Consider the following 20,720-nt stretch of genomic DNA (forward strand, 5'->3'; position numbering starts at 1 on the left):
CATGAGCGCGATCACCGAGCCCGAGCTGGCGGTCCCGACCGCACCCACCGACGCCGCCCGCCCGCGGGTGCTGTCAGGCATCCAGCCGACGGCGGACTCCTTCCACTTCGGCAACTACCTCGGGGCGCTGCGCCAGTGGGTCGACCTCCAGCGTGACCACCAGCCGTTCTTCTTCATCGCCGACCTGCACGCGATCACCGTCGAGCAGGACCCGAAGGTGCTCCGCGAGCGCACCCTGCGCGCCGCCGCGCAGCTCCTGGCGATGGGCATCGACCCCGAGCGCTCGGCGATCTTCGTGCAGAGCCAGATCCCGGCGCACGCCCAGCTGTCGTGGGTGCTCCAGTGCCTCACGGGCTTCGGCGAGGCTCGCCGGATGACGCAGTTCAAGGACAAGTCGGCCAAGGGTGGCGAGGGCGCGGCCAGCGTCGGCCTCTTCACCTACCCGATCCTCCAGGCCGCCGACATCCTGCTGTACCGCCCCCACTACGTGCCCGTGGGCGAGGACCAGCGCCAGCACCTCGAGCTGACCCGCGACCTCGCGCAGCGGTTCAACCACCGCTACAAGAAGACGTTCCGGCTGCCGGAGCCCTACATCCTCAAGTCGACGGCGAAGATCACCGACCTCCAGGACCCGACCGCCAAGATGTCCAAGTCCGCGTCCTCGCCGGGCGGCATCATCGAGCTGCTCGACGACCCCAAGGTCAGCGCCAAGAAGATCCGCTCGGCCGTGACCGACTCGGGCTCGGACATCCGCTTCGACGTCGAGGAGAAGCCGGGCATCAGCAACCTGCTGACGATCTACTCCTCCCTGACGGCACGCAGCATCGCCGACCTCGAGGAGGAGTACGCCGGCAAGGGGTACGGCGACCTGAAGAAGGACCTCGCGGACGTGGTCGTGGACTTCGTGACGCCCTTCCGCGACCGCACTCTGGAGCTCCTCGAGGACCAGCAGCAGCTCAGTGACGTGATCGAGCAGGGCCGGCAGACGGCGAGCGAGGTCGCCCAGGCCACGCTGGCCGACGTCTGGCAGCGCGTGGGGTTCGTGGCCGCGAACCGACTGCCGGGCCACCCCGGACCTGGGGGTCGCTAGGGTCGGTGGGGTGCCTGTCATCGGAGTCGCCCTCTCCATCCCGGAGCCCTGGGCCACCGAGCTCCAGGACTACCGCTCGAGCCTCGACCCGTCCGCGGCACTGATCCCCACGCACATCACGCTGGTGCCTCCGACGGTGCTGGACGAGAGCCAGGTCGGCGGGGTGGAGGACCATCTCGCCCAGGTCGCCGACGACCTGGCCACCTTCGACGTGCACCTGCGCGGCACGGGGTCCTTCCGGCCGGTCTCACCGGTCGTGTTCGTCAGCCTGGTCGAGGGGATCTCGCAGACCGAGCAGCTGGCCGCCGCCGTGCGCACCGGGCCCCTCGACATCGACGTCGAGTTCCCCTTCCACCCGCACGTGACCATCGCCCACCACCTCGAGGAGGACGTCATGGATCGCGCCTTCGACGACCTGGCGGCCTTCGACTGCGCCTTCGAGGTCGGCGCCTTCCACCTCTACGTGCACGACGAGACCCAGGGCTGGCGGCCGACCCGCGAGTTCCCGCTCAAGCGGGCGAGCGGCTGACGCGATGACCTCGCTGAAGGATCGGGCCGCAGCGACACTCGACCGGGCACGGGCCCGCTCGCGCCTGCTGGACCACGGCGTCCGCACGCAGCAGCACTACTCGCGCGTGAAGGGCAACATCCAGGCCGGCGCCGCGACGTACTTCGCCTTCCTCTCGTCCTTCCCGATCCTCGCGCTGGCGTTCTTCGTGATCGGGTACGTCGCGCGCGTCTGGCCGCAGGCGCAGGACGAGCTGGTCAAGGCCCTCGACACCGTGCTCCCCGGGCTGGTCGGTCCCGACGAGGACCAGATCTCGCTGCAGTCCGTCCAGGACGCGGCCGGCACCGTCGGGCTGATCGGCCTGGTCGCCCTGCTGTACTCCGGCCTCGGCTGGCTCTCGGCGATGCGGGACGCGCTGATCGACATGTTCCAGGAGCCCCCGTCGATCCAGCCGTCGTTCGTGGCCGGCAAGCTCCGCGACCTCGTCACGCTCGGAGTGATCGGCCTGGTCCTGGTCGTGTCCGTGGCGATCTCCGGTGCCATCACCGGGTTCTCGGGCGACCTGCTCGACCTCGTGGGGCTGGACACCGACCTCACCTGGCTGCTCACGCTGCTGGGCGTGGTCGTCGGCGGCCTCGCCGACATGGTGCTCTTCTTCGCGCTGTTCCGGCTGCTGGCCAAGCCGAAGCTGCCCAGGCGCGCCCTCTGGAACGGCGCCCTCCTCGGCGCGATCGGCGCGGAGGCGCTCAAGTGGGCGTCGTCGTACCTCATCGGCGCCACCAAGGACCAGCCCGCCTTCCAGGCGTTCGGCATCGCGCTGATCCTGCTCGTCTGGATCAACTACTTCTCCCGCCTGGCGATGTACGCCGCCGCGTGGGCCTTCACCTCACCCCGCACCGTCCCGCTGCCGCAGGTCATCCAGCGCACCTCGCGCCCGGACCTGGCCGAGGCCCGCGGCGTCGAGCTGGTCCTGCCGGAACGGGCCGCCCGCCGTACGCCGCCCGACGTGCCGGCGTCCGCCTGGTTCGGCTCGGGCGCAGCTCTGATGCTGGCGGTCGTGGCGTTCGCCTCCCGTTGGTCGAGGAAGGCGCGCTAGCGCCTGTCACGAGACCGCCCGCGGGTCTCGCGACGGGACTTCGTCCCTCCTCGACCAGCGGGTCAGTGGCCCTTGCGGATCGCCGTCCTCAGGTCGCTGTTGAGCTGGGAGATCACGTCGAGCGGGATCTCCTTGGGGCACGCGGCGACGCACTCGCCGATGTTGGTGCAGCCGCCGAAGCCCTCGTGGTCGTGCTGACCGACCATGTCGACGACGCGGCTCCACCGCTCGGCCTGGCCCTGGGGAAGCTCGCCGAGGTGGGTGACCTTGGCGCCCAGGAACAGCGTCGCCGAGCCGTTGGGACAGGCCGCCACGCAGGCGCCGCAGCCGATGCAGGTCGCGGCGTCGAAGGCGCGGTCGGCGTTGTCCTTCGGCACCGGCGTCGCGTGGGCGTCCGGGGCGGCGCCGGTGTTCACCGAGATGTACCCGCCGGACTGGATGATCCGGTCGAAGGCCCCGCGGTCGACGCACAGGTCCTTCAGCACCGGGAACGCCGTGCTGCGCCACGGCTCGATGGTGATCGTGTCGCCGTCGGCGAAGGACCGCATGTGGAGCTGGCAGGTCGTGGTGCGTTCGGGCCCGTGCGGCTCGCCGTTGATCATCAGCCCGCACATGCCGCAGATGCCCTCGCGACAGTCGGAGTCGAAGGCGACGGGCTCCTCGCCCTTCTCGTTGAGCTCCTCGTTGAGGACGTCGAGCATCTCCAGGAACGACATGTCGGGGGAGGCCTCGACCTGGTAGGTCTTCATCTCCCCGGCCGACGCGGTGCTCGCCTGGCGCCAGATGTTCAAGGTCAGCTTCACTTGTAGCTCCGCGCCTTCATCTCGACGAACTCGTAGACGAGGTCCTCCTTGTGCAGCACGGGCGGGTCGTCGGGGCCCGCCCACTCCCACGCGGCGACGTACGAGTACTGCTCGTCGCGCCGCAGCGCCTCACCCTCCTCGGTCTGCGACTCGGCGCGGAAGTGGCCGCCGCAGGACTCGCGGCGGTTCAGCGCGTCGATGCACATCAGCTCGCCGAGCTCGAGGAAGTCGGCGACGCGGCCGGCGCGCTCCAGTGACTGGTTGAGGCTCTCGGCGGAACCGAGCACCTTCACGTTGCGCCAGAAGTCGTCGCGCAGCGTGCGGATCAGGTCGATCGCCTTGCGCAGCCCGTCCTCGGTGCGCTCCATGCCGCAGTACTCCCACATGATGTTGCCGAGCTCGCGGTGGTAGGAGTCGACCGACCGGGTCCCAGTGTTCGACATGAAGTGGTCGATCCGGCTCTGGACGGCGGTCTGCGCCTCGACGACCGCGGGGTCGTCGTCGGCGATGCGGTCGAACGGCCCGTCGGCCAGGTAGTCGCGGATGGTGTTGGAGAGCACGAAGTACCCGTCGGCCAGGCCCTGCATCAGCGCGGAGGCGCCGAGCCGGTTGGCGCCGTGGTCGGAGAAGTTCGCCTCGCCGATCACGAACAGGCCGGGGATCGTGGTCTGCAGGTCGTAGTCGACCCACAGCCCGCCCATCACGTAGTGGACGGCCGGGTAGATGCGCATCGGCACCGAGTACGGGTCCTCGCCCGTGATCCGGGCGTACATGTCGAAGAGGTTCCCGTACTTCTCCTCGATGGCCTCGCGGCCCAGCCGCTCGATCGCGTCGGCGAAGTCGAGGTAGACGCCGCGGCGCACGCCCTCCACCTCCGGGCCGACGCCGCGCCCCTCGTCGCACATGTTCTTGGCCTGCCGCGACGCGATGTCTCGCGGGACCAGGTTGCCGAACGCCGGGTAGATGCGCTCGAGGTAGTAGTCGCGGTCCTCCTCGGCGATGTCACGCGGGTCCTTGGTGCAGTCGGCCTTCTTCTTCGGCACCCAGATGCGGCCGTCGTTGCGCAGCGACTCCGACATCAGCGTCAGCTTGGACTGGTGGTGGCCGGTGACCGGGATGCACGTCGGGTGGATCTGCGTGAAGCAGGGGTTGGCCATGTAGGCGCCCTTGCGGTGCGCACGCCAGGTCGCGGTGACGTTGCAGCCCATCGCGTTGGTGGAGAGGAAGAAGACGTTGCCGTAGCCGCCGCTGGCCAGCACCACGACGTCGGCGAAGTAGGTCTCGATCTCGCCGGTGACCATGTCCCGCACGATGATCCCGCGAGCGCGGCCGTCGACGACGATCAGCTCGACCATCTCGTGGCGCGTGTAGCAGCGCACGGTGCCGGCGGCGACCTGGCGCTCGAGCGCCTGGTACGCCCCGATCAGCAGCTGCTGCCCCGTCTGGCCGCGCGCGTAGAACGTCCGGGACACCTGGACACCGCCGAACGAGCGGTTGTCGAGCAGGCCGCCGTACTCGCGCGCGAACGGCACGCCCTGCGCGACGCACTGGTCGATGATGTTCGTGCTGACCTGGGCCAGCCGGTAGACGTTCGACTCGCGCGAGCGGTAGTCGCCGCCCTTGATCGTGTCGTAGAAGAGCCGGTAGACGGAGTCGCCGTCGCCCTTGTAGTTCTTGGCCGCGTTGATGCCGCCCTGCGCCGCGATCGAGTGGGCGCGGCGCGGGGAGTCCTGGTAGCAGAACGACTTCACGACGTACCCGGCCTCGCCGAGCGTGGCGGCCGCGCTCGCGCCGGCGAGGCCCGTGCCGACCACGATCACCGACAGCCGGCGGCGGTTGGCGGGGTTGGCGATCCGGGCCTCGAACTGCCGGGTGTTCCAGCGCTCGTCGAGCGGGCCGCTCGGCGCCTTGGTGTCGCGGATCGGGTCGCCCGGCGTGTAGTAGCCGGCGGCATCATCGGCGAACTCCGCGGGCGCCGTCGCCGACTCGGGCGCGGTGGTCGTGGTGTCGGGCATGTCCGTCACGGGTGCCGCTCCCTACTTGTCGATGACGCCGGCGAGCACGAACACCGGCACGAGGCTGAACCCCACCGAGATCACGAGGGCGATCGTGAACGCCGCCTGCTTGGCGAGCCGGCGGGAACGGGCGTGCGGCGTGAGGCCGAGCGTCTGGAGCGCGCTCCAGATGCCGTGGTGCAGGTGGGCCCCCAGCATCAGCATCGCCGCCAGGTAGATCAGCGTCAGCCACCAGACCTGGAACGAGTCCACGACCAGGTCGTACGGGTCGCTCGTCGGGCCGCCGCTGACGTTGACCTTGCCGATGGTGAAGTTCAGCAGGTGCCAGACGATGAACAAGAGGATCGTGACACCGCCCCAGCGCATCAGCCGGCTCGCGTACGTCGCTCCGGTGTGCTTCTTGACGACGTACGGCACCGTGCGAGCGGCCTGCGCGCGCCGCCAGAGCGCGACGGCGCAGCCGACGTGCACGACCAGTGAGAGCACCAGCACGACCCGCGTGACGAACAGCAGCCCGCCGAACGGCAGCATCGGCTCGGCGAACGTGCGCAGGTGGTGGGCGTACTCGTTGTACGCGTCGTGCCCGGCGAAGGCCTTGAGGTTGCCGTACATGTGCAGGGCGACGAAGGCGAGGAACAGCAGACCGCTGACGGCCATCAGGATCTTCAGGGCGATGGTGGTGCGAACGCCTCGGGTGCCCTTCACCAAGGTGCTGGTGGTTGCCACGGCACAGCACGCTATCGCCAGCGGCGTCGCACGCCGACCCCTGGAGGGGTGTGAACGTGCACGCGCGTGACCAGCCTGGGTCGACCATCCGTGGGTGCGCGAGTGAGATGGTGGCGCTGACGTCGACCGAGAAAGTTGGGCTCTCGACCCAACACTTCGGCCATGCTCGTGCGTTAGGTGTCCGAAAGGGGGCCGCCATGGACGAGTCAGCGTTCGTCGAGTACGTGGCGGCGCGGCGGCCGCAGCTGTTCCGGACCGCGTTCCTGATCTGTGGGGATCCGCATCGTGCCGAGGACGTCGTCCAGGACGCGTTGACCCGGCTGTACGCAGCGTGGGGCCGGGTCGAGCGGATGGACAACATCGACGGCTACGTGCGTTCGATCATCGTGAATGCGCACTACAGCGACCGGCGCAGGCCATGGCGGCGTGAACGGCCCACGGAGCCCCGCGACGTACCACTCGAGCCGGGGTTCGCGGTCGAGGACGCCCAGGTGATCAGGGCCGCGCTCGGGGCGCTTCCGCCGGGCCAACGCCGGGTGATCGTGCTGCGCCACATCTGGAACCTCACCATCGAGGAGACCGCCGCAGAGCTGCGGATCAGCACGGGCACCGTGAAGAGCCAGAGCGCCGACGCGCTCGCGGCGCTCCGGCGGACACTCGCCCCGGCGTTCGGGGCCGCACTCGGGCAGGGAGAAGAACGATGAACCACGAACAGGACGTGTTGAGCCGGCTGGTGGAGTACCACGACCACATCGCTGCGCCCCTCGTGCCCCTCGCCGACGACCTCCGCCGCGGTCGTGGCCGGGTACGACGCAACCGCGGCCTGCTCGCCGCGGGCGTGGCTCTCGGGGTTGTCGCGGTGGTCGCGGCGGTGTCGCTGTCCGACGGCGGCCGTTCGGCTGACGACGTGCCGCAGCCGGCAGACCCGTCAGGGTTGACCACTCCGCTGGTTGCGCCGGAGTCCCTGCTCGACGTGTCCGAGCTCGGCTTCCACATCGAGCCGGTGCCCTTCCTGGTAGCGAACGGCGACTGGGCGATCGACCAGGACCGGCAGTCGGCCGGTGTCCGGGTCTTCGGTGGCGACAGCAACGGCATGGAGTTGCAGGTTGAGGTGTACTACGAGGGCCGGCCTTTCGAGCTGCCCAGGAACGGGACCCGCGAACCCGTCACCGTCCATGGCCTCCCCGGCACCTACATCGAGCTGAGCACGCAAGGCGGCGGAGGCCACGCGGCCATCCTGGCCTGGGAGTACGCACCGGACTCGTGGGCCACCGTGTCCGCAGGCTGGATCGAATCGGCGCTGCCCTCGGACCTGCGCAGCAAGATGCTCGGCGCTGCCGCGGCCGTCCGCCCCGGAGGCGAGGCCCTGCGCGTCCCGGTCCGCGTCGGCACGATGCCCGCGTCGCTGCCGTCGCTGGAGGCCGCTCACGACGTGAGCGTGGCCTTCTGGGACGGAGACTGGCAGTGGTGGCTGTCGCTCGACGATGCCATCCACATCCACGCCACTGCCGAGACAGGCAGCGACTGCGAAGGCGACGACGGCAGCCTCCACCCGGCGAGCTTCACCTACCGCGGGCACGCCGGCTGTCTCGTGGACGGCGAGCGCATCGGCCTCAGCCTTGACGAAGCCCAGGTGTTCATCGACTTCGTCGACGCCGACCCGAAGCCGCCGATCAACGACCTGAAGCAGGTGCTGGCGGACCTGGGCATCGCGTCGGATGACGCGTCCACGTGGTTCGACCTGAGGACCGCCCTGGGTGGCTGAGCGAGGACGGTCCGCGATGCGGTCGTGGACGGTGCCCGACGGAGCCTCGGCCGTCGTTCGCCGTCTGGGAGGATGGGTGCCCGATGGCTCCCTCGACCGAGACCGCCACCCAGGCGCTACACCGCCTCACCTCGTACGGCAGGTACGACGCGTCGGACCCTGACCTGAACTGGGCGCCGCCCGTGGACGATCCCCGCGTGGTCGCGGACCTGGTCGTGAACGACACCGACCGCCTCCCCTGGTTCTACAAGCGGTACCCGGACGGGCTCCCGACGGTGTCGCTCCCGCGCGACCTGCCGACCACCGCGGCACCCGCGGTCGCGGTCCTCGCCGGAACCGCTGCGATCGCTCCTGGCACGCTCGACCTGCCCCAGCTCTCGCGGGTGCTGCACCTGGCGGCCGGCATCGTGCGGACGACGGTCCGGCCGTACGCCACCTGGCTGTACCGCAACGCGGGCTCGGCCGGCGGACGGTTCCCGCTGGAGCTGTACGTCGCCGTGCCGGACGGCCACGGCGTCCCGGCCGGCGTGCACTGGTACCACCCGCAGGAGCACGCGCTCGTCCGGATCGGTCCGGCTCCGGACGGCGGGACGCCCACCGTCGTCGTCACCGGCGTCCCCTGGCGGACCGGGTGGAGCTACCGCGAGCGGGGATACCGTCACGTCTACTGGGACGCGGGGACGATGCTCTCGCACCTGCTGGCCGCGGCCGCATCGGCGGGGTTGGAGCCCGCCCTCACCACGAGGTTCCCCGACGGCGACGTCACGACGCTGGTCGGCGCCGACGGCGTCCACGAGTGGCCGGTCGCGCTGGTCACGATGGGCGGAGGGTCACCCGCCGTCGCCGCGGCCGGCCCCGCCGTGGCTGGACAGGTCGACGTCGCGCCCGTCGAGTTCCCGCTCGTGACGGCGGCGCAGCGCGCCGGTGACCTGGACGCGCTCGGATCGCCGTGGCCCTCGGCGCCGCCCGTGGGTGTCCCGGTGGTGGACGGCCCGTCGCTCGACGAGGTGATCCGGTCGCGTGGCTCGACCAGGCTCCTCGACCCGACCCGGAGTGTCTCGCTCGACATGTTCCGGACGTCGATGCTCGCCGGGACGCGCGGGATCGACGTGGCGCACGTGGTCGCGGTGCACGCGGTCGACGAGATGGCGCCCGGCATCTACCTGTGGCCCGAGCCCGACCCGCGGCGGGTCGGCGACGTCCGCGACGAGCTCTACGTCCTCGCGCTCGAGCAGGGCCTCGCCCAGGAGGCGGCGTTCGTCACGATCGGGATCGCCGACGTGGGGTCGCTCGACGATCGCGCCTACCGCGAGGCCCAGCTGGGCTCGGGCATCGTGGAGGGCCGGCTGCACCTCCTCGCGTACGCGATGGGCGCCGCCGCCTCCGGCATGACGTTCGCCGACAGCGAGATCGCCGACGTGGTGGGCGAGCCGGCCGACGGGCTGCTCCTCACCTGCGTGGGCGTGCCCGAGTACCGGTCGGCGACCGCCGGACCCCCCGGCGCGCCCGTCGAGGTCGCGAAGGTGACGCCGCGCACGTCCTAGTCCCCGCACGACCCGAGCGCTGCAGAGCCGGCGAGAGTCCCGCAATCCGCGTATTGACGTCGGCGGACGGGAACCAAAAGGCGTAGCCACTGCGACAGTGAGGTCATGGGCACCACCCCGATCGTGACCGACGCAGCACTGGTGGCTGCGGTCGCGGAGGGGGACATGACGGCGCTGCGGGAGCTCTACGGGCGGCACGGCGCCTGGCTGCACGCCCGGCTCCTCCGCCGCTGCAACGATCCGGAGGTCGTCGTCGAGGTCGTGCAGGACACCTTCGTCACGCTCTGGAAGGACGCGCGGCGGTTCCGTCACGACGGCGAGGTCGGTGCGTGGCTGTGGGGCATCGCGTTCCGGCGGATGGTCTCGCGGCTGCGGTCCCGGCGGGACGCGGTGCTCATCCCGGATTGGGACGTGCCGCCGGCGCCGCCGCAGGTGATGCCCTCCGCCGAGGACCAGGTGCTGCTCGGAGTCGAGTACGGCGATCTGGCAGCGGGGTTGCGACGCCTGTCACCGGAGTTCCGCTCGGTGGTGCAGGCCGTCGTGCTCGACGGCCTGACCACGAAGGAGGCGGGACGACTTCTCGGTGTCCGCGAGAACACCGTGAAGACGAGACTCCACCGCGCCAAGGCACAGCTGAGGACCGCGCTCACCGAGCCGCAGGAGGGATGGCGATGACCACGGGGACCCAGGGTTGGCACGCCGACTCGGCGCTGCTGTCGAGCTACCTCGCCGGAGACCTCGATGCGGTCACCGGCGCCTCGGTCGAGCAGCACGTCAGCCGATGTGCGACGTGCCGGGCGACGGTCGGGCGACTGGTGGAGCCACAGCTGCTCGAGCAGACGTGGACCGGCATCCGCGACGTCGTCGAGCGTCCGGCTCTGCCGTTCGCCGTGCGCCTCGCCCGGCGGTGCGGGCTCTCGGAGCCGACGGCGGTTCTGCTCGCGTCGGCGGCCTCGCTGCGCGGTGCCTGGCTGGTCGGCGCCTTCTTGTCGTTGTCGTTCGCGACGTTGGCCGCCTACGCGTCAGGCGGAACGGCGCTCGCCCCGTTCCTCCTGGCCGCGCCGCTGGCGCCGGTGCTCGGTGTCGCCGCCGCCTACGGCCCGCGTCAGGACCCGCTCGAGGCGCTGATCGCCACCGCGCCGTACGGGCGGACCCGGCTGATCCTGCTGCGCACGATCGGCGTCCTGGTGTCGGTGCTGCCGGTCACCGTCCTGCTCGGCCTCGCCATTCCCGGGCCGCCGTGGCTCGCCGCGGCGTGGCTCGGCCCTGCCCTGGCGCTGGTGCCGGTGCTGCTGGCGCTGGCCGGCTTCGTCGGGCCACGGACCGCGGCGGCCGTCGTGTCGCTGCTCTGGTCCGGTGTCGTGCTCGGCTCGACGCGTGCCCTTGCGCCCACCTGGCCGGTCGAGGCCGCCCAGCAGGGGGTCTACCTCGGGCTGGCCGTGGTCGCCTGTGCCGTGATCGCGATCCGGGCCGGTGCCGACCGGCAGCCGGGGGTGGCGTTGTGAGCACCGTCGAGCTCACCGGTGTCAGCAAGCGCTACGGCCGGGGCCGCATCCGCGCCCTCGCCGATGTGGACATCGCCTTCGACCAAGGCGTCACGGGTCTGCTCGGCCCCAACGGCGCCGGCAAGACGACGCTGCTGCGCATCGTCGCCACGTCGATCGCTGCGGACAGCGGCGACGTCCGGTTGCTCGGGCGCGACCCGCAACGCTCTCAGGCCGAGGTGACCGCGGTGCGTCGCGAGCTCGGCTTCCTGCCGCAGGAGCTGGGCTACCCCTCGGACATGACCGCCTTCGGGTTCATCGAGTACGTCGCGGTCCTCAAGGAGTGGAACGACCGCGAGGTCCGGTCTCAGGAGGTACGCCGGGTGCTCGGCGCGGTCGGGCTCGCCGACCAGGCCTCGGTCCGGATCAGCCGGCTGTCCGGTGGGCAACGCCGGCGTGTCGGGCTGGCTCAGGCGCTGCTCGGGGAACCGCGGCTGCTCGTGCTCGACGAGCCCACGACCGGCCTCGACCCGGCGCAGCGCGCCGACCTGCGACGTTCGTTGTCCGCTGTGGCCCACCGCTCCACGGTGCTGCTGTCCACCCACCAGACGGAGGACGTCGCCGCGCTCTGCGAGCGGGTGGTCGTGCTGGCCGGCGGCACGGTCAGGTTCGACGGTGCCGTCACCGACCTGGTTGCCACCGCCGTCGGCCAGGTCTGGCTCGCCGACGAACCCGGCGAAGACGCACTGGTCAGCTGGCGGACCGGCACCGGACGCCATCACGTCGTCGGCGGCAGGCGGCCCGTCGGCGCGGATCCCGCCGAGCCGACCCTCGAGGACGCCTACCTGCTGATGCTCGGGCCCGATGCGCAACGTGTCCACACACCCTCGTGACGCTGTCCCGACCACACCTGGAGCGACCGATGAGCAGTCTTTCCATACCCACCTCCGGCATCGCGGGCCACCGCGCGATGGCCGTCATCGAGGCCCGCCGGATGGCCCGCCACCCCGTCTTCGTCCTCGGCGTCGTCCTCGGCTTCCTCGTGCTGGGGTTGTACGTCGTCCTCGTCGGCGACGAGAAAGGGCTCCCGGTGGCGCTCACGCTGCCGTTGCTGGGCGCCTTCTACATCGGCCTGACCAGTGTGATCGCCGCCGCCTGGCTCACCCGGTCCACGGAAGTCGCCGTGGAGGCCGTCGCGACCGCACCCGGCACCGAGGCCCGCCGGACGCTCGCCCTCGCCGCGGCCGGCATCCCGCCGTTCCTGGCCGGGCTGGTCTTCACGGCCGCCCTCGTGGTCAGCGCGAGGGGTATCGGCGTGGCTCCGCAGGAGTGGTGGTTCGGCACGCTTCCCGACTGGCAGGTGTGGAGCATCGTGCTTCTCTGCCCGGTCGCATGCCTGGACGGTGCGCTGCTGGGCGTGCTGACCGGCCGCTGGCTCCGCTTCCGCGGCGCCCCGGCCATGGTGGTGGTCGCACTCATCGTGGTGACGCTGCTCGGGCAGGTCCCGCTCCTGGAGACCAGCAGCTCCGAGTGGCGGCTCTGGGTGCCGTGGGCCATCTTCCACACCGGCGACAACGCGGACGGAACGCAGACGCTCATCGCCGGCAACCCGGCCGCCTATCTCTGCTACCTGCTGGCTCTCGGCGCCCTCGCCGTCCTGGGGGCGATGTGGCACGACCGCACTGCCAGGACGCCCAGGTTCCGCATCCTCGTCGCGGCCGTCGCGGCCGCCGCGCTGGCGTTCTTCGTCCTCGCGGCCACCACCGGCAACCACGACAACCGGGTCTCCGACCCGATCCCGTCACGAGCGACGAGTTGAACGCTCGGTTCTGGTACCTGCGGCGCGGCGTGGCGTGGCACCCGGTGCTCGGGGCCTGTGGCGCCGCGGCCATCACCGCAGTCCTGCTCGCGCGGTGGCCTGACGACGCCTTCCTGCTCGCCCCGGCGCTGCTCGCGTGCTGTGCGGCCGCCGCGGCGTTCGTCTACGACGAAGACGGCCTTCCGGTGGTGGCCGTGACCCCGCGCGGCGCGAGCTGGCGGCGCGTCAACCGGCTCTGTGTGGCGCTGGTGCCGCTGTCGCTGTGGGCATTGATCGTGAGCGTGCGGCCCGGCCACGTGTCCCTGGCACAGCCGGGCTGGTGGCTGCTGGGAGGCTCGACCGTCCTGCTCGTCACCGGCCTGGCGGCGCTCGCCTCCCGACGACTCGTCCCGACGCCCGGCGCCCTGCTCGCCCCGGTGGTGGCGATCGCCGCGGTCGCGCCGGTGACGTTCGCCGGGTTGTTCAGCTGGGGAACGCTCTATCCCATCGGTGACTTCCCGGATCCCGTGCGAACGGTGTGGCTGGGGGTGGCGCTGACCGGCGCAGCCCTCAGTGCCCTGGCGCTCCGGCCAGGACTACGCCCATGAAGACCGCGGCGGTTCCACGGTCTGCGGCGCGTGAGCCGGGGTCGCTGCTGACCAAGGCGAGTAGGACGGTGCCCCGCGCAGCTTTGCTGGTGACCGGGGGCGGGCTCTGCGGGCTTGCCTGGGCGTCGGGGCTTCGGGGCTTCATGGCCCAGATCACCGACGAGTCGAGTGTGAGTTGGTTCGGAACGTTCGGCTTCGTCCTTCTGCCGGGCCTCGCGATCGGAATGACCCTCGGGTGGGCAGAACATGTCCGAAGGACGGGCGGTCGCCGCGGCTGGCGTTGGCTGGCCCTCTCACCGCTGTTGTTCGCTGCGGTTCTGTTCAGTGAAGGACCGCTCGGGGTGCTCGGCATCTTCGAGGACGGAATCGGAGGGGGAGCACTCGGTGTCCCGCTCTACGCCATGGCCGGCGGCTTCGCGCTGTCGGGCCGCGGCCCCCGATGGGCTCGAGCACTGTGCGGTGGCCTCGCCCTCACTGCGATCCCCATCTGGGCGCTCACGGTCGAGTCGTTCGGCGGACCCGACCTCGCCGTGACCACAGCACGAGGGCTCTGGGTCGCGATCTACTACTACTCGTTCCTCGCCGTCTTCAGCCTCGGTGCGGCCATCCCGCACCGCGCGTTGGACGTCGCGCCATGAAGCGGCGAAGCTGCCGCTGAGCCCGCCGTACGTGCTCGTCGGCCAATCGGGTGGCGGCAACCTCCCGCCAGACCGCAGCGGTAGACGCTCTTGGATCCTCACCGCCCTTGGGCGGTCTCGCGGTGGTCGCGACGCAGGACGCCTTGTGGCACGCTCCAGAGACACGTGCGATCGCGAGGGGCAGCGCATGAGGGTCGAGCCGCTGTATCGGATTCGTTTCACCTATCCGCACGGATGGGCGGTGGATCTCGAAGGTGGTTGGCAACAACACCTGTACCTGATCGATGGCCGGTGCGAGGGCGCGATCAGCGGCAGCTTCCAGGGAGCGAACTTTCCCCTGAGACGCACCTCGGACGGGCCCTTCTGCCCCGACCTGCGCGCGGTGATCGACACCGACGACGGGGCCACCATCATGTTCGAGTCTCGCGGCTACGGGCGGGCGTACCCGCCCGGGCGAAGGCAGATCGTCGGCTCTGTGTTCCACCTCAGCGATGACGATCGCTACAGCCGGCTCAACGACGTGGTGTGTGCGTGTGTGGGCGAGGTTCGGTCCTCCGACGATCCGAATGCGACGAGCCCCGTGTTGGTATTGGACGTTGCTGAGCTCGTGTGGCAGCCCATGGCGGAATGACGGTGGACGCGCCGTCGCTCCGCGAGGTTGGACCGAATGCGGGCAGCCGAATGGCCGCCGACCGTGGCCTCTTCTCGGCCCTGTGACTGCGCAGGGACGGACGCCAATGGCTGCGTAGTGTGGTCTTCTCAGAACAAGCGTGTCGCGATGGCCGACAGCGCTCGCAACGAATTCCGCGTGGAGCGAGGGTCAGGTCGCGCCAATCGCGTCCGTGAGGGGCCGGTGGCGTCGTGCGTCGCGCGCGGCCCGCCGGAGCAGCTGCTGAGCGGTCGTCTGGTCGCCCGAGCGCCTGGCAGCCTGCGCACCTCGCAGCCGCGCGTACGCCGCGTCGTACGGTCGTGCTAGCCGGTCCCATGCCACGGCAACCCGGATCCAGTCCTGCACGCGGTCGCGATCCCGCGAGCGCGCGAGCTCCTGACCCACCATCGCCTGTTGTGCCGGGAGAGCTGCCATCATGCAGCCCCGGGCTGCGCCCGCGACTCGGGCGACGCGGTGGGCAGCGGCCTTCGACGAGGCGTCGGCCGCCGCTCGCGCGGCCGGGACCAAGAGCAGCCAGCAGCTGTCCGGGTCCTCGGTCGTCAGGGTCTCCTCGAGCAGGGGAAGCACGAGGTCCAACGCCTCCTGGTGCCGGCCAAGCCAGCAGCGAGCCACCACGGACCGCGACATGACCTCCGCGCGCTGGGCGATGCTGACGAGTCCCAGGGCCTCGATGGCCGTGAAGCGCGCCAGGGCCGTCTCAAGGTCTCCGGCGGCCACGTCGAGCTCGGCTCGCTGGAGGTGCGCCGCCCAGGTGTCCAGGTTCGCGCCGCCGACGAGTCCAGGATCGACCACGGCGCGAGCACCGTCCGGGTCGCCCGCCTGCAGAAGGGCCTGACCGACGTTGCCTCGCAGGACCGACGTGCCGTACGTCGTGAGCTGCCAACGATCCGCGACGGCAAGGCCAGGCGCTGCGGCCGCCGCGATCTCCGCCGCGGGAGCGGCGCAGCGGAGCAGGACGTCCGTGCGACCACAGGCAAGCTCCACGTCCCCGATCGGGTCGCCCCCTGGCACTTCCACCGCGGCGGCTTCGACGAAGGCACCGTCCGCTTCGTCGACCCTGCCCGAGGCTGCGAGATGCCAGCCGCGCAAGGCGATCAGGCGGCGCAGCTGGCGGGGGTCGCGCACCTCGCGCGCGACCTCCACGCCGCGTGCCGCGGCTGCGGCTCCGTCGCTCCGTCGCCCCAGCGCGCCCAGCAGTCCTTCGAGACGCTCGAGCGCCTCGACGTGGCCTGCTGAAGGAGGTAGCCGCTCGTAGATGCGCAGAGCCCACGACACGTACCCGAGTCCGATGGTCGGACTGTGAACGGCGCCCGTCAGGTCACCGATGCGCTGGTACAGCGCCGCTGTCTCCTCCGCCGTCAAGGACGCCAGATGGTCCTGCGCACGATCGGCGATCCGCAGGGCTTCGACGGCGTCGCGCGCCGCCATGGCATCGATGGCCTCGATGAGCATCGTGCCGACGTGGACCGGCGGCTCGCCTGCCTCAGCGCGATCCTCCGGCCAGAGTGCCAGCACTCGCCGCCACTGGGTCCGGCACTCGTCGAGGGCCAGCCTCGACCATGCGTCCCTGGCGGCCTGGAGCCGCCAGGTCAGCTCGGCCTCGGGGTCTCCGGCGCCGTGCCAGTGCTCCGCCACCTCTGCAGCCGACCTGCCGGGCTCCGTCCCGAGGGCGACGGCGAGACTCCGATGCTGCTCGGCGCGTTCGGTGGCCGTGGTGCGACGCTCGACTGCCTCGGCCAGCAACGGGTGCTGGAGGGCGACTTCGGGCGTCCGGCCTGGCGCCACCAAACGCAGCGCACGAAGTCGCCGGATGCCGTCCGCCAGGTCGGTGAGGCCGAGTCCGGTGACTGCAGGCAGGACCCGCTCTGGAAGGGGCCGCGCGGCCACGCCGAGCGCCCGGACCAGGGGCCAGGTGGTGGCGTCGAGCCGCCCGAGCCGGCGGTCGAGGAGATCAGCCAGTGCCACGGGCAGGTCGGACGCGTCGTGACTGGCGAGCTGCTCGGTGAACAGCGGCTGTCCCAGCGACCTGGTGAAGACCCGGTCGAGCGGCAGGTCGGCTCCCAGCAGGGCCAGCTGCAGGGCAGTCTCCTCGCGTGACAACGGGCCCAGCTCGAGCACGTTGACCCAACGGTCGCGGGCAACGCGACCCAGCCAGTCCAGGTGCTGCGACGGGGTCGCGGGATCAGCCAGTCTCCAGGTGGCGACGACCGGGACTGTCGATCGGCGTGACACGAGGTACTCGACGATGTCGAGAGTCCCGCTGTCGGCCCAGTGCAGGTCCTCGAGCACGAGCGCGAACGGACCGCGCCCCGCCAGCGCCACCAGGGCGGCGGACACGGCTGACAGGATCCGCTGTCGCGACGATCTGCCCGCCGGCGAAGGCACCGGGGTGCCTAGTTCGGGGAGGAGCGTGCCAAGGGTGTCAGCGACGTACGGCGCACAGCCTGCCAGAACCTCGCGAACCCGGTTGCCGTTGTCGAGTTCCCACACACTCCGGAAGGCGTCGGCGATCGGGAGCAGTGGCACCTGCCCCGACAGCGGGAGGCCGGCGCCTCGGGCCACCCGTGAGTCGACCGATCTTCCCAAGGATGCCGTCGCCACCAGGGTGGTCTTGCCGATGCCTGCCTCGCCCGTCACGAGCAGTAGCCCCGGTGACTCGAGTGCCCGGCGGACCGTGTCGAGCTCGGCGACCCGACCGGCCATCGGCAGGTCCCAGGTGGGGTCCGGGGACCCGGCGGCCAGCCACAGGCCGCGGAAGCGGTCGACGTCGCCGTCCAGCGCCTCCACGACCAGCTCGAGCAGTCCCCATGCCGGCAGTCGCGGAGCGGTGAAGACCGCAGACACCGTGGTCGGGCTGCAGCCCACCTGGCGGGCGATCACGCGCAGGCTGGGCCAGCCGGCGCGGTGGTGCAGGTCGTGCAGTGCCTCCACCAGGTCACGTCGCGGACCTGCGGCGACGTCCGGACGCGACAAACCGGGCACAGGATCAGGATGCCGGTCAGCCCGGCGAGGGGTCTAGCGGTCATCTGACCGTCCAGTCCTGTCCAGTTTCGTCAAGCGAGGGTCCAACGACCCGAGGCTCGTCGAGTCCACTCAGGCACAGGAAGGCACCCTCATGAACATCTCGACCAAGGCCCGCACGGTCGCCGCTCTGGCAACCGTGGCCGTCACTCTCGCCATCACGCCCTCGGGTCCCGCGAGCGCGACCCGTGGTGGCACGCACCGCCAGCAGGACGTTTGCCGGCTCGCCGTTCGGTACCTGCCCCAGACGCCGGACGCTGTGGAGGGGTGGCTACGCCACTGCCCCCGGTGATCCGTGCCTGAGGGGACCGGCCCGGGTCAGGACCTTTCCCGGGCCGGTCTCCTCGAAACGTCTACGAGTCTCCGCCGCCGGCCCTGCAGCGATGCCCGTAAAGTTCGTGCTCCCTCACGACAAGTGATTGAACCAGGCGAACGCACCTTTGCTTAGGCGCGCCAGCCCAGTGCGGGTTGCGTAACAGGCGAAGTGACGCACGGCGACTGTTGCGTGGTGGACGCTGGCCGTCCAAGGGAGTTGGTCGGTAATCTGCGGTCTCGTCAGACGGAGACATACACGCTCCGACCGGGCCGAGCGACTTCAGTCGCGAACCCATCGTGCCGGGCTGGATATGAGCCAGTTGAGCACGCGCCCTGAGGAACGGTCGCGATGCTCGACTGCTCGAAGAAGTCCTACCCGTCCCAGTGGTCCGCCGAACGCGCCCTGCGCGCGATGCACGAGTCCTGCCGGTCACGCGGTCGAAAGGCTCCGACCGGGTCGTACTGGTGCGGCCCATGCAAGGCCTGGCACCTGACTTCGAAATCGAAGAGCCGAACTCCAAGATGGCTGCGAGAGAGACGGTCTCCCCACCGCGAGGGAGGATAGGCAGTCGCGGCGGTGTGACGCTGGGTAGGGCGAAGGGCAGCGGGGCCTTGAGCCATCTGCTCAGAAACCGCGAGAGTGCTAGTTTGCCCGGAGGAGTCGATCCGGGGGATCGGGCCCCCGAGAATGGGGGATTCAATGCAGCGTAGCCACGCAGTCGAAGCAGTAGTGCTCGAGATGCTCGAGGCCATGAAGACAGGCGACGCCGACGTTGCCACCGCCGGACTGTCCGAGGACCTCACGACCGCGATCGGAACCGACGCGGAGGAGTGGTGGGAGGGCTACGACACCTCGGCGAAGGCGTTCCGGGCCCAGCTCGAGGTGTCGGGCGGCCTGCCGATTGAGATGACCGACGTTCGCGGATACGAGAACGACGGGATGGGATGGTTCGAGGCCCGCGGGAGCGTTGCGGTCGAGGGTGCGGCCCCCGCAGTTGTCCGGATGACCGGTGTGCTCCGTCGTGAGCCCGATGCCTGGAGAGTGATCCAGGTGCACGCCTCGGCCGGCATCCCGAACGCGGAGCTGGGCATGGAGGGACTCCCCATCTAGGCGCCGCCGAACCAATCGGAAGGCCATGGAGCGACGGCCTGCTCCGCGGCGTGTTGCGGTCGGAGGTTTCAATGCTCCTACATTCAGTCAGGGCCGGTACTGGAGGTTCGAGCTGAGCTCTTCCTCTTGAGGGTCAAGGCAGCGAGTAGCTAGCCGCCCGGTCCACTGGCGGCGAAGTGACGCGGCTACTCGTCCGGCGGGGCCGACTCGGCTCGGTAGACGATGCCGTGGTGCGCTGCGACTAGAGACAAGGTCTCGCAGCCCCATCGATCCGCTGAGTAAGCGGTAACGGGTCGTCCAGGTCCGAGTCGCACTCGCCCCCTCCAGTGCCGCAGTCTGGATGGAGGGCGACGATGCTGCGCGCCAAGGGATCGTTGATGGAGTTCAGTCGACGCATCGCGTCGATCCACTCCCCGCGGGAGCCAGGCCTGTCGTCGATCTCGTGAACCACGTCCATATGGAGACGCTCACTTGCCTCTTCGTCATAGACGTGCTTGGTCACCTGCGAACGCTAGCCCAGGACGATTCCTCAGCGCAGACAGATCGTCAGCAACAGCTCCTTGGAGAAGCTTCGCGGCGGATGGACGCAGGTCCGCACCGGAGTTCCTGTCTCGGGCGAACGCGAGATGTCGGTGCGGAGCGCGACCATGTGTGCGTGCTGACAGATCGAGTCCCGGCGGGGGAGATGGACCTCGGGGAGCTCCCTCGCCGTTGGAAGGTGCTTGAGGATCTCTATCGCGGTACTCGGCAGGCCCTCCAGGACCGTGACGCCCGCATTCTTCACGATCGGATGATCGACGAGGCGCAGACGAGTGGCAGGAGAACCTACTTTGGTGCGCAGCGCTGCTTGGACATCGCTTGGGATAACCACGATGCCCTGCGGTCGCTGTTGCATCATCACGGGGCAACGCAGTTCGCCCCGTGGAATCTCCTGCGCCCAACATTTGAGGCGGCGTTCTACGCGATCTGGCTACTTGACCCGGACGAAAGTCTCGAGCGCCGCAGACGAGGCTTGCTACTCGAGTGGCTTGACGAATTGGAGCATCGCACCTACTACGCCGACCTCAAGTCGATCGAGCGATTCGTTGATCCTGAGGATCACGCGAGACTGGAGGCCGACCGAGCTCAACATCGGGCGGTCATCGAGGACCACGATCGCACTTACAGTCGCGAAGCCGAAGAGCTCGGCATGAATTGGCCCCTCCCCAGGAAGGTCAATGTGCTCGACGAACTCGGGAAGTTGAGGCACTGCGATTTGAGGGACGGCTCCGATCTCATCCTGCGTAGCACGTGGAGAACCCTTTCGGGCATGCAGCATGGTCGCGGAAGCACGATGCTGCGCGGTTCGGACAGGCTTGACGAGAGCCCCATCGAAGGTGGAGTGCACGCGCTGCTTGCGGTGAACGACGAGGCGTTTGTTGGCGCGGCCACCATCACCAACGGCCTGCACCAGCAGGCAGTGATGTTGTTCCGTGACCGAAGCGTGCCCAATCGCAGCCGTGGATAGTGGTGGGCTGGTAGTCCTGCT

Annotated in this window: 20 protein-coding genes; 15 read left to right on the forward strand and 5 right to left on the reverse strand. The window is 70.2% G+C overall.

The window, feature by feature from the left end:
- The first annotated feature begins 1 nt into the window (after position 1).
- The 3 genes from trpS to ISU07_RS20660 are packed head-to-tail and all read left to right on the forward strand — an operon-like array spanning position 2 to position 2,694.
- The gene (gene trpS / locus ISU07_RS20650; protein ID WP_194708728.1) at positions 2-1,090 is read left to right on the forward strand and encodes a tryptophan--tRNA ligase; all 1,089 of its coding nucleotides are present in this window, start codon (positions 2-4) and stop codon (positions 1,088-1,090) included.
- 10 nt (positions 1,091-1,100) lie between these two features.
- Positions 1,101-1,619 carry a 2'-5' RNA ligase family protein gene (locus ISU07_RS20655; RefSeq protein WP_194708729.1) on the forward strand — a complete coding sequence of 173 codons (519 nt, stop codon included), beginning with the start codon at positions 1,101-1,103 and terminating at the stop codon, positions 1,617-1,619.
- A 4-nt stretch (positions 1,620-1,623) separates the two neighbouring features.
- Positions 1,624-2,694, forward strand: coding sequence for a YihY/virulence factor BrkB family protein (locus ISU07_RS20660; protein ID WP_194708730.1), 1,071 nt, complete (start codon positions 1,624-1,626; stop codon positions 2,692-2,694).
- Between the two features lie 62 nt (positions 2,695-2,756).
- Here the strand turns inward: ISU07_RS20660 and ISU07_RS20665 are convergent, their stop codons facing one another.
- The 3 genes from ISU07_RS20665 to ISU07_RS20675 are packed head-to-tail and all read right to left on the reverse strand — an operon-like array spanning position 2,757 to position 6,238.
- On the reverse strand, positions 2,757-3,497 hold the full coding sequence (locus ISU07_RS20665; RefSeq protein WP_194708731.1) for a succinate dehydrogenase/fumarate reductase iron-sulfur subunit: 741 nt from the start codon (positions 3,495-3,497) through the stop codon (positions 2,757-2,759).
- Positions 3,494-5,512 (reverse strand): fumarate reductase/succinate dehydrogenase flavoprotein subunit, encoded by a 2,019-nt coding sequence (locus ISU07_RS20670; RefSeq protein WP_194708780.1) that lies wholly within the window; start codon positions 5,510-5,512, stop codon positions 3,494-3,496. Before ISU07_RS20670 ends, ISU07_RS20665 begins: the two co-directional genes overlap by 4 nt.
- Before the next feature lie 21 nt (positions 5,513-5,533).
- Positions 5,534-6,238 carry a succinate dehydrogenase cytochrome b subunit gene (locus ISU07_RS20675; RefSeq protein ID WP_323742734.1) on the reverse strand — a complete coding sequence of 235 codons (705 nt, stop codon included), beginning with the start codon at positions 6,236-6,238 and terminating at the stop codon, positions 5,534-5,536.
- A gap of 197 nt (positions 6,239-6,435) precedes the next feature.
- Here ISU07_RS20675 and ISU07_RS20680 point away from each other — a divergent pair, with 197 nt between their 5' ends.
- The 10 genes from ISU07_RS20680 to ISU07_RS20720 all read left to right on the forward strand — a co-directional run bounded on the left by ISU07_RS20680 (position 6,436) and on the right by ISU07_RS20720 (position 14,706).
- Positions 6,436-6,942 (forward strand): SigE family RNA polymerase sigma factor, encoded by a 507-nt coding sequence (locus ISU07_RS20680; protein WP_194708732.1) that lies wholly within the window; start codon positions 6,436-6,438, stop codon positions 6,940-6,942.
- Between the two features lie 155 nt (positions 6,943-7,097).
- Positions 7,098-8,003: a hypothetical protein gene (locus ISU07_RS20685; RefSeq protein WP_194708733.1), complete on the forward strand. Its 906-nt coding sequence runs from the start codon at positions 7,098-7,100 to the stop codon at positions 8,001-8,003.
- An 83-nt stretch (positions 8,004-8,086) separates the two neighbouring features.
- On the forward strand, positions 8,087-9,547 hold the full coding sequence (locus ISU07_RS20690) for a nitroreductase family protein (protein WP_194708734.1): 1,461 nt from the start codon (positions 8,087-8,089) through the stop codon (positions 9,545-9,547).
- A 105-nt stretch (positions 9,548-9,652) separates the two neighbouring features.
- Complete coding sequence (locus ISU07_RS20695; protein WP_194708735.1) at positions 9,653-10,222, forward strand: RNA polymerase sigma factor; 570 nt, start codon at positions 9,653-9,655, stop codon at positions 10,220-10,222.
- Entirely contained in the window at positions 10,219-11,052 is an 834-nt protein-coding gene (locus ISU07_RS24280) for a zf-HC2 domain-containing protein (RefSeq protein ID WP_228522309.1), read from the forward strand. The genes ISU07_RS20695 and ISU07_RS24280 overlap by 4 nt, the downstream gene beginning before the upstream one ends.
- Positions 11,049-11,924, forward strand: a complete 876-nt coding sequence (locus tag ISU07_RS24285) for an ATP-binding cassette domain-containing protein (protein ID WP_323742735.1) — start codon at positions 11,049-11,051, stop codon at positions 11,922-11,924. Before ISU07_RS24280 ends, ISU07_RS24285 begins: the two co-directional genes overlap by 4 nt.
- Positions 11,925-11,953: 29 nt before the next feature.
- Positions 11,954-12,850, forward strand: coding sequence for a hypothetical protein (locus ISU07_RS20705; protein ID WP_194708736.1), 897 nt, complete (start codon positions 11,954-11,956; stop codon positions 12,848-12,850).
- Complete coding sequence (locus ISU07_RS20710; protein WP_194708737.1) at positions 12,847-13,437, forward strand: hypothetical protein; 591 nt, start codon at positions 12,847-12,849, stop codon at positions 13,435-13,437. The genes ISU07_RS20705 and ISU07_RS20710 overlap by 4 nt, the downstream gene beginning before the upstream one ends.
- Complete coding sequence (locus ISU07_RS20715) at positions 13,434-14,075, forward strand: hypothetical protein (RefSeq protein WP_194708738.1); 642 nt, start codon at positions 13,434-13,436, stop codon at positions 14,073-14,075. Before ISU07_RS20710 ends, ISU07_RS20715 begins: the two co-directional genes overlap by 4 nt.
- Before the next feature lie 187 nt (positions 14,076-14,262).
- Entirely contained in the window at positions 14,263-14,706 is a 444-nt protein-coding gene (locus tag ISU07_RS20720; RefSeq protein WP_194708739.1) for a hypothetical protein, read from the forward strand.
- Positions 14,707-14,895: 189 nt separating this feature from the next.
- On the opposite strand, the gene ISU07_RS20725 is transcribed toward ISU07_RS20720, so the two are convergent.
- Positions 14,896-17,727: an ATP-binding protein gene (locus ISU07_RS20725; protein ID WP_194708740.1), complete on the reverse strand. Its 2,832-nt coding sequence runs from the start codon at positions 17,725-17,727 to the stop codon at positions 14,896-14,898.
- 1,084 nt (positions 17,728-18,811) lie between these two features.
- On the opposite strand from ISU07_RS20725, the gene ISU07_RS20730 reads away from it, so the two are divergent.
- A complete protein-coding gene (locus ISU07_RS20730; RefSeq protein WP_194708741.1) occupies positions 18,812-19,192 on the forward strand; it encodes a nuclear transport factor 2 family protein in 381 nt (126 codons plus the stop codon).
- 241 nt (positions 19,193-19,433) lie between these two features.
- On the opposite strand, the gene ISU07_RS20735 is transcribed toward ISU07_RS20730, so the two are convergent.
- Complete coding sequence (locus tag ISU07_RS20735; protein WP_194708742.1) at positions 19,434-19,694, reverse strand: hypothetical protein; 261 nt, start codon at positions 19,692-19,694, stop codon at positions 19,434-19,436.
- A gap of 153 nt (positions 19,695-19,847) precedes the next feature.
- Here ISU07_RS20735 and ISU07_RS20740 point away from each other — a divergent pair, with 153 nt between their 5' ends.
- Positions 19,848-20,699 carry a hypothetical protein gene (locus ISU07_RS20740; RefSeq protein ID WP_194708743.1) on the forward strand — a complete coding sequence of 284 codons (852 nt, stop codon included), beginning with the start codon at positions 19,848-19,850 and terminating at the stop codon, positions 20,697-20,699.
- Positions 20,700-20,720: the final 21 nt, after the last annotated feature.

The sequence above is a fragment of the Nocardioides islandensis genome (assembly GCF_015352455.1).
GTDB classification, from domain to species: Bacteria; Actinomycetota; Actinomycetes; order Propionibacteriales; family Nocardioidaceae; genus Nocardioides; species Nocardioides islandensis.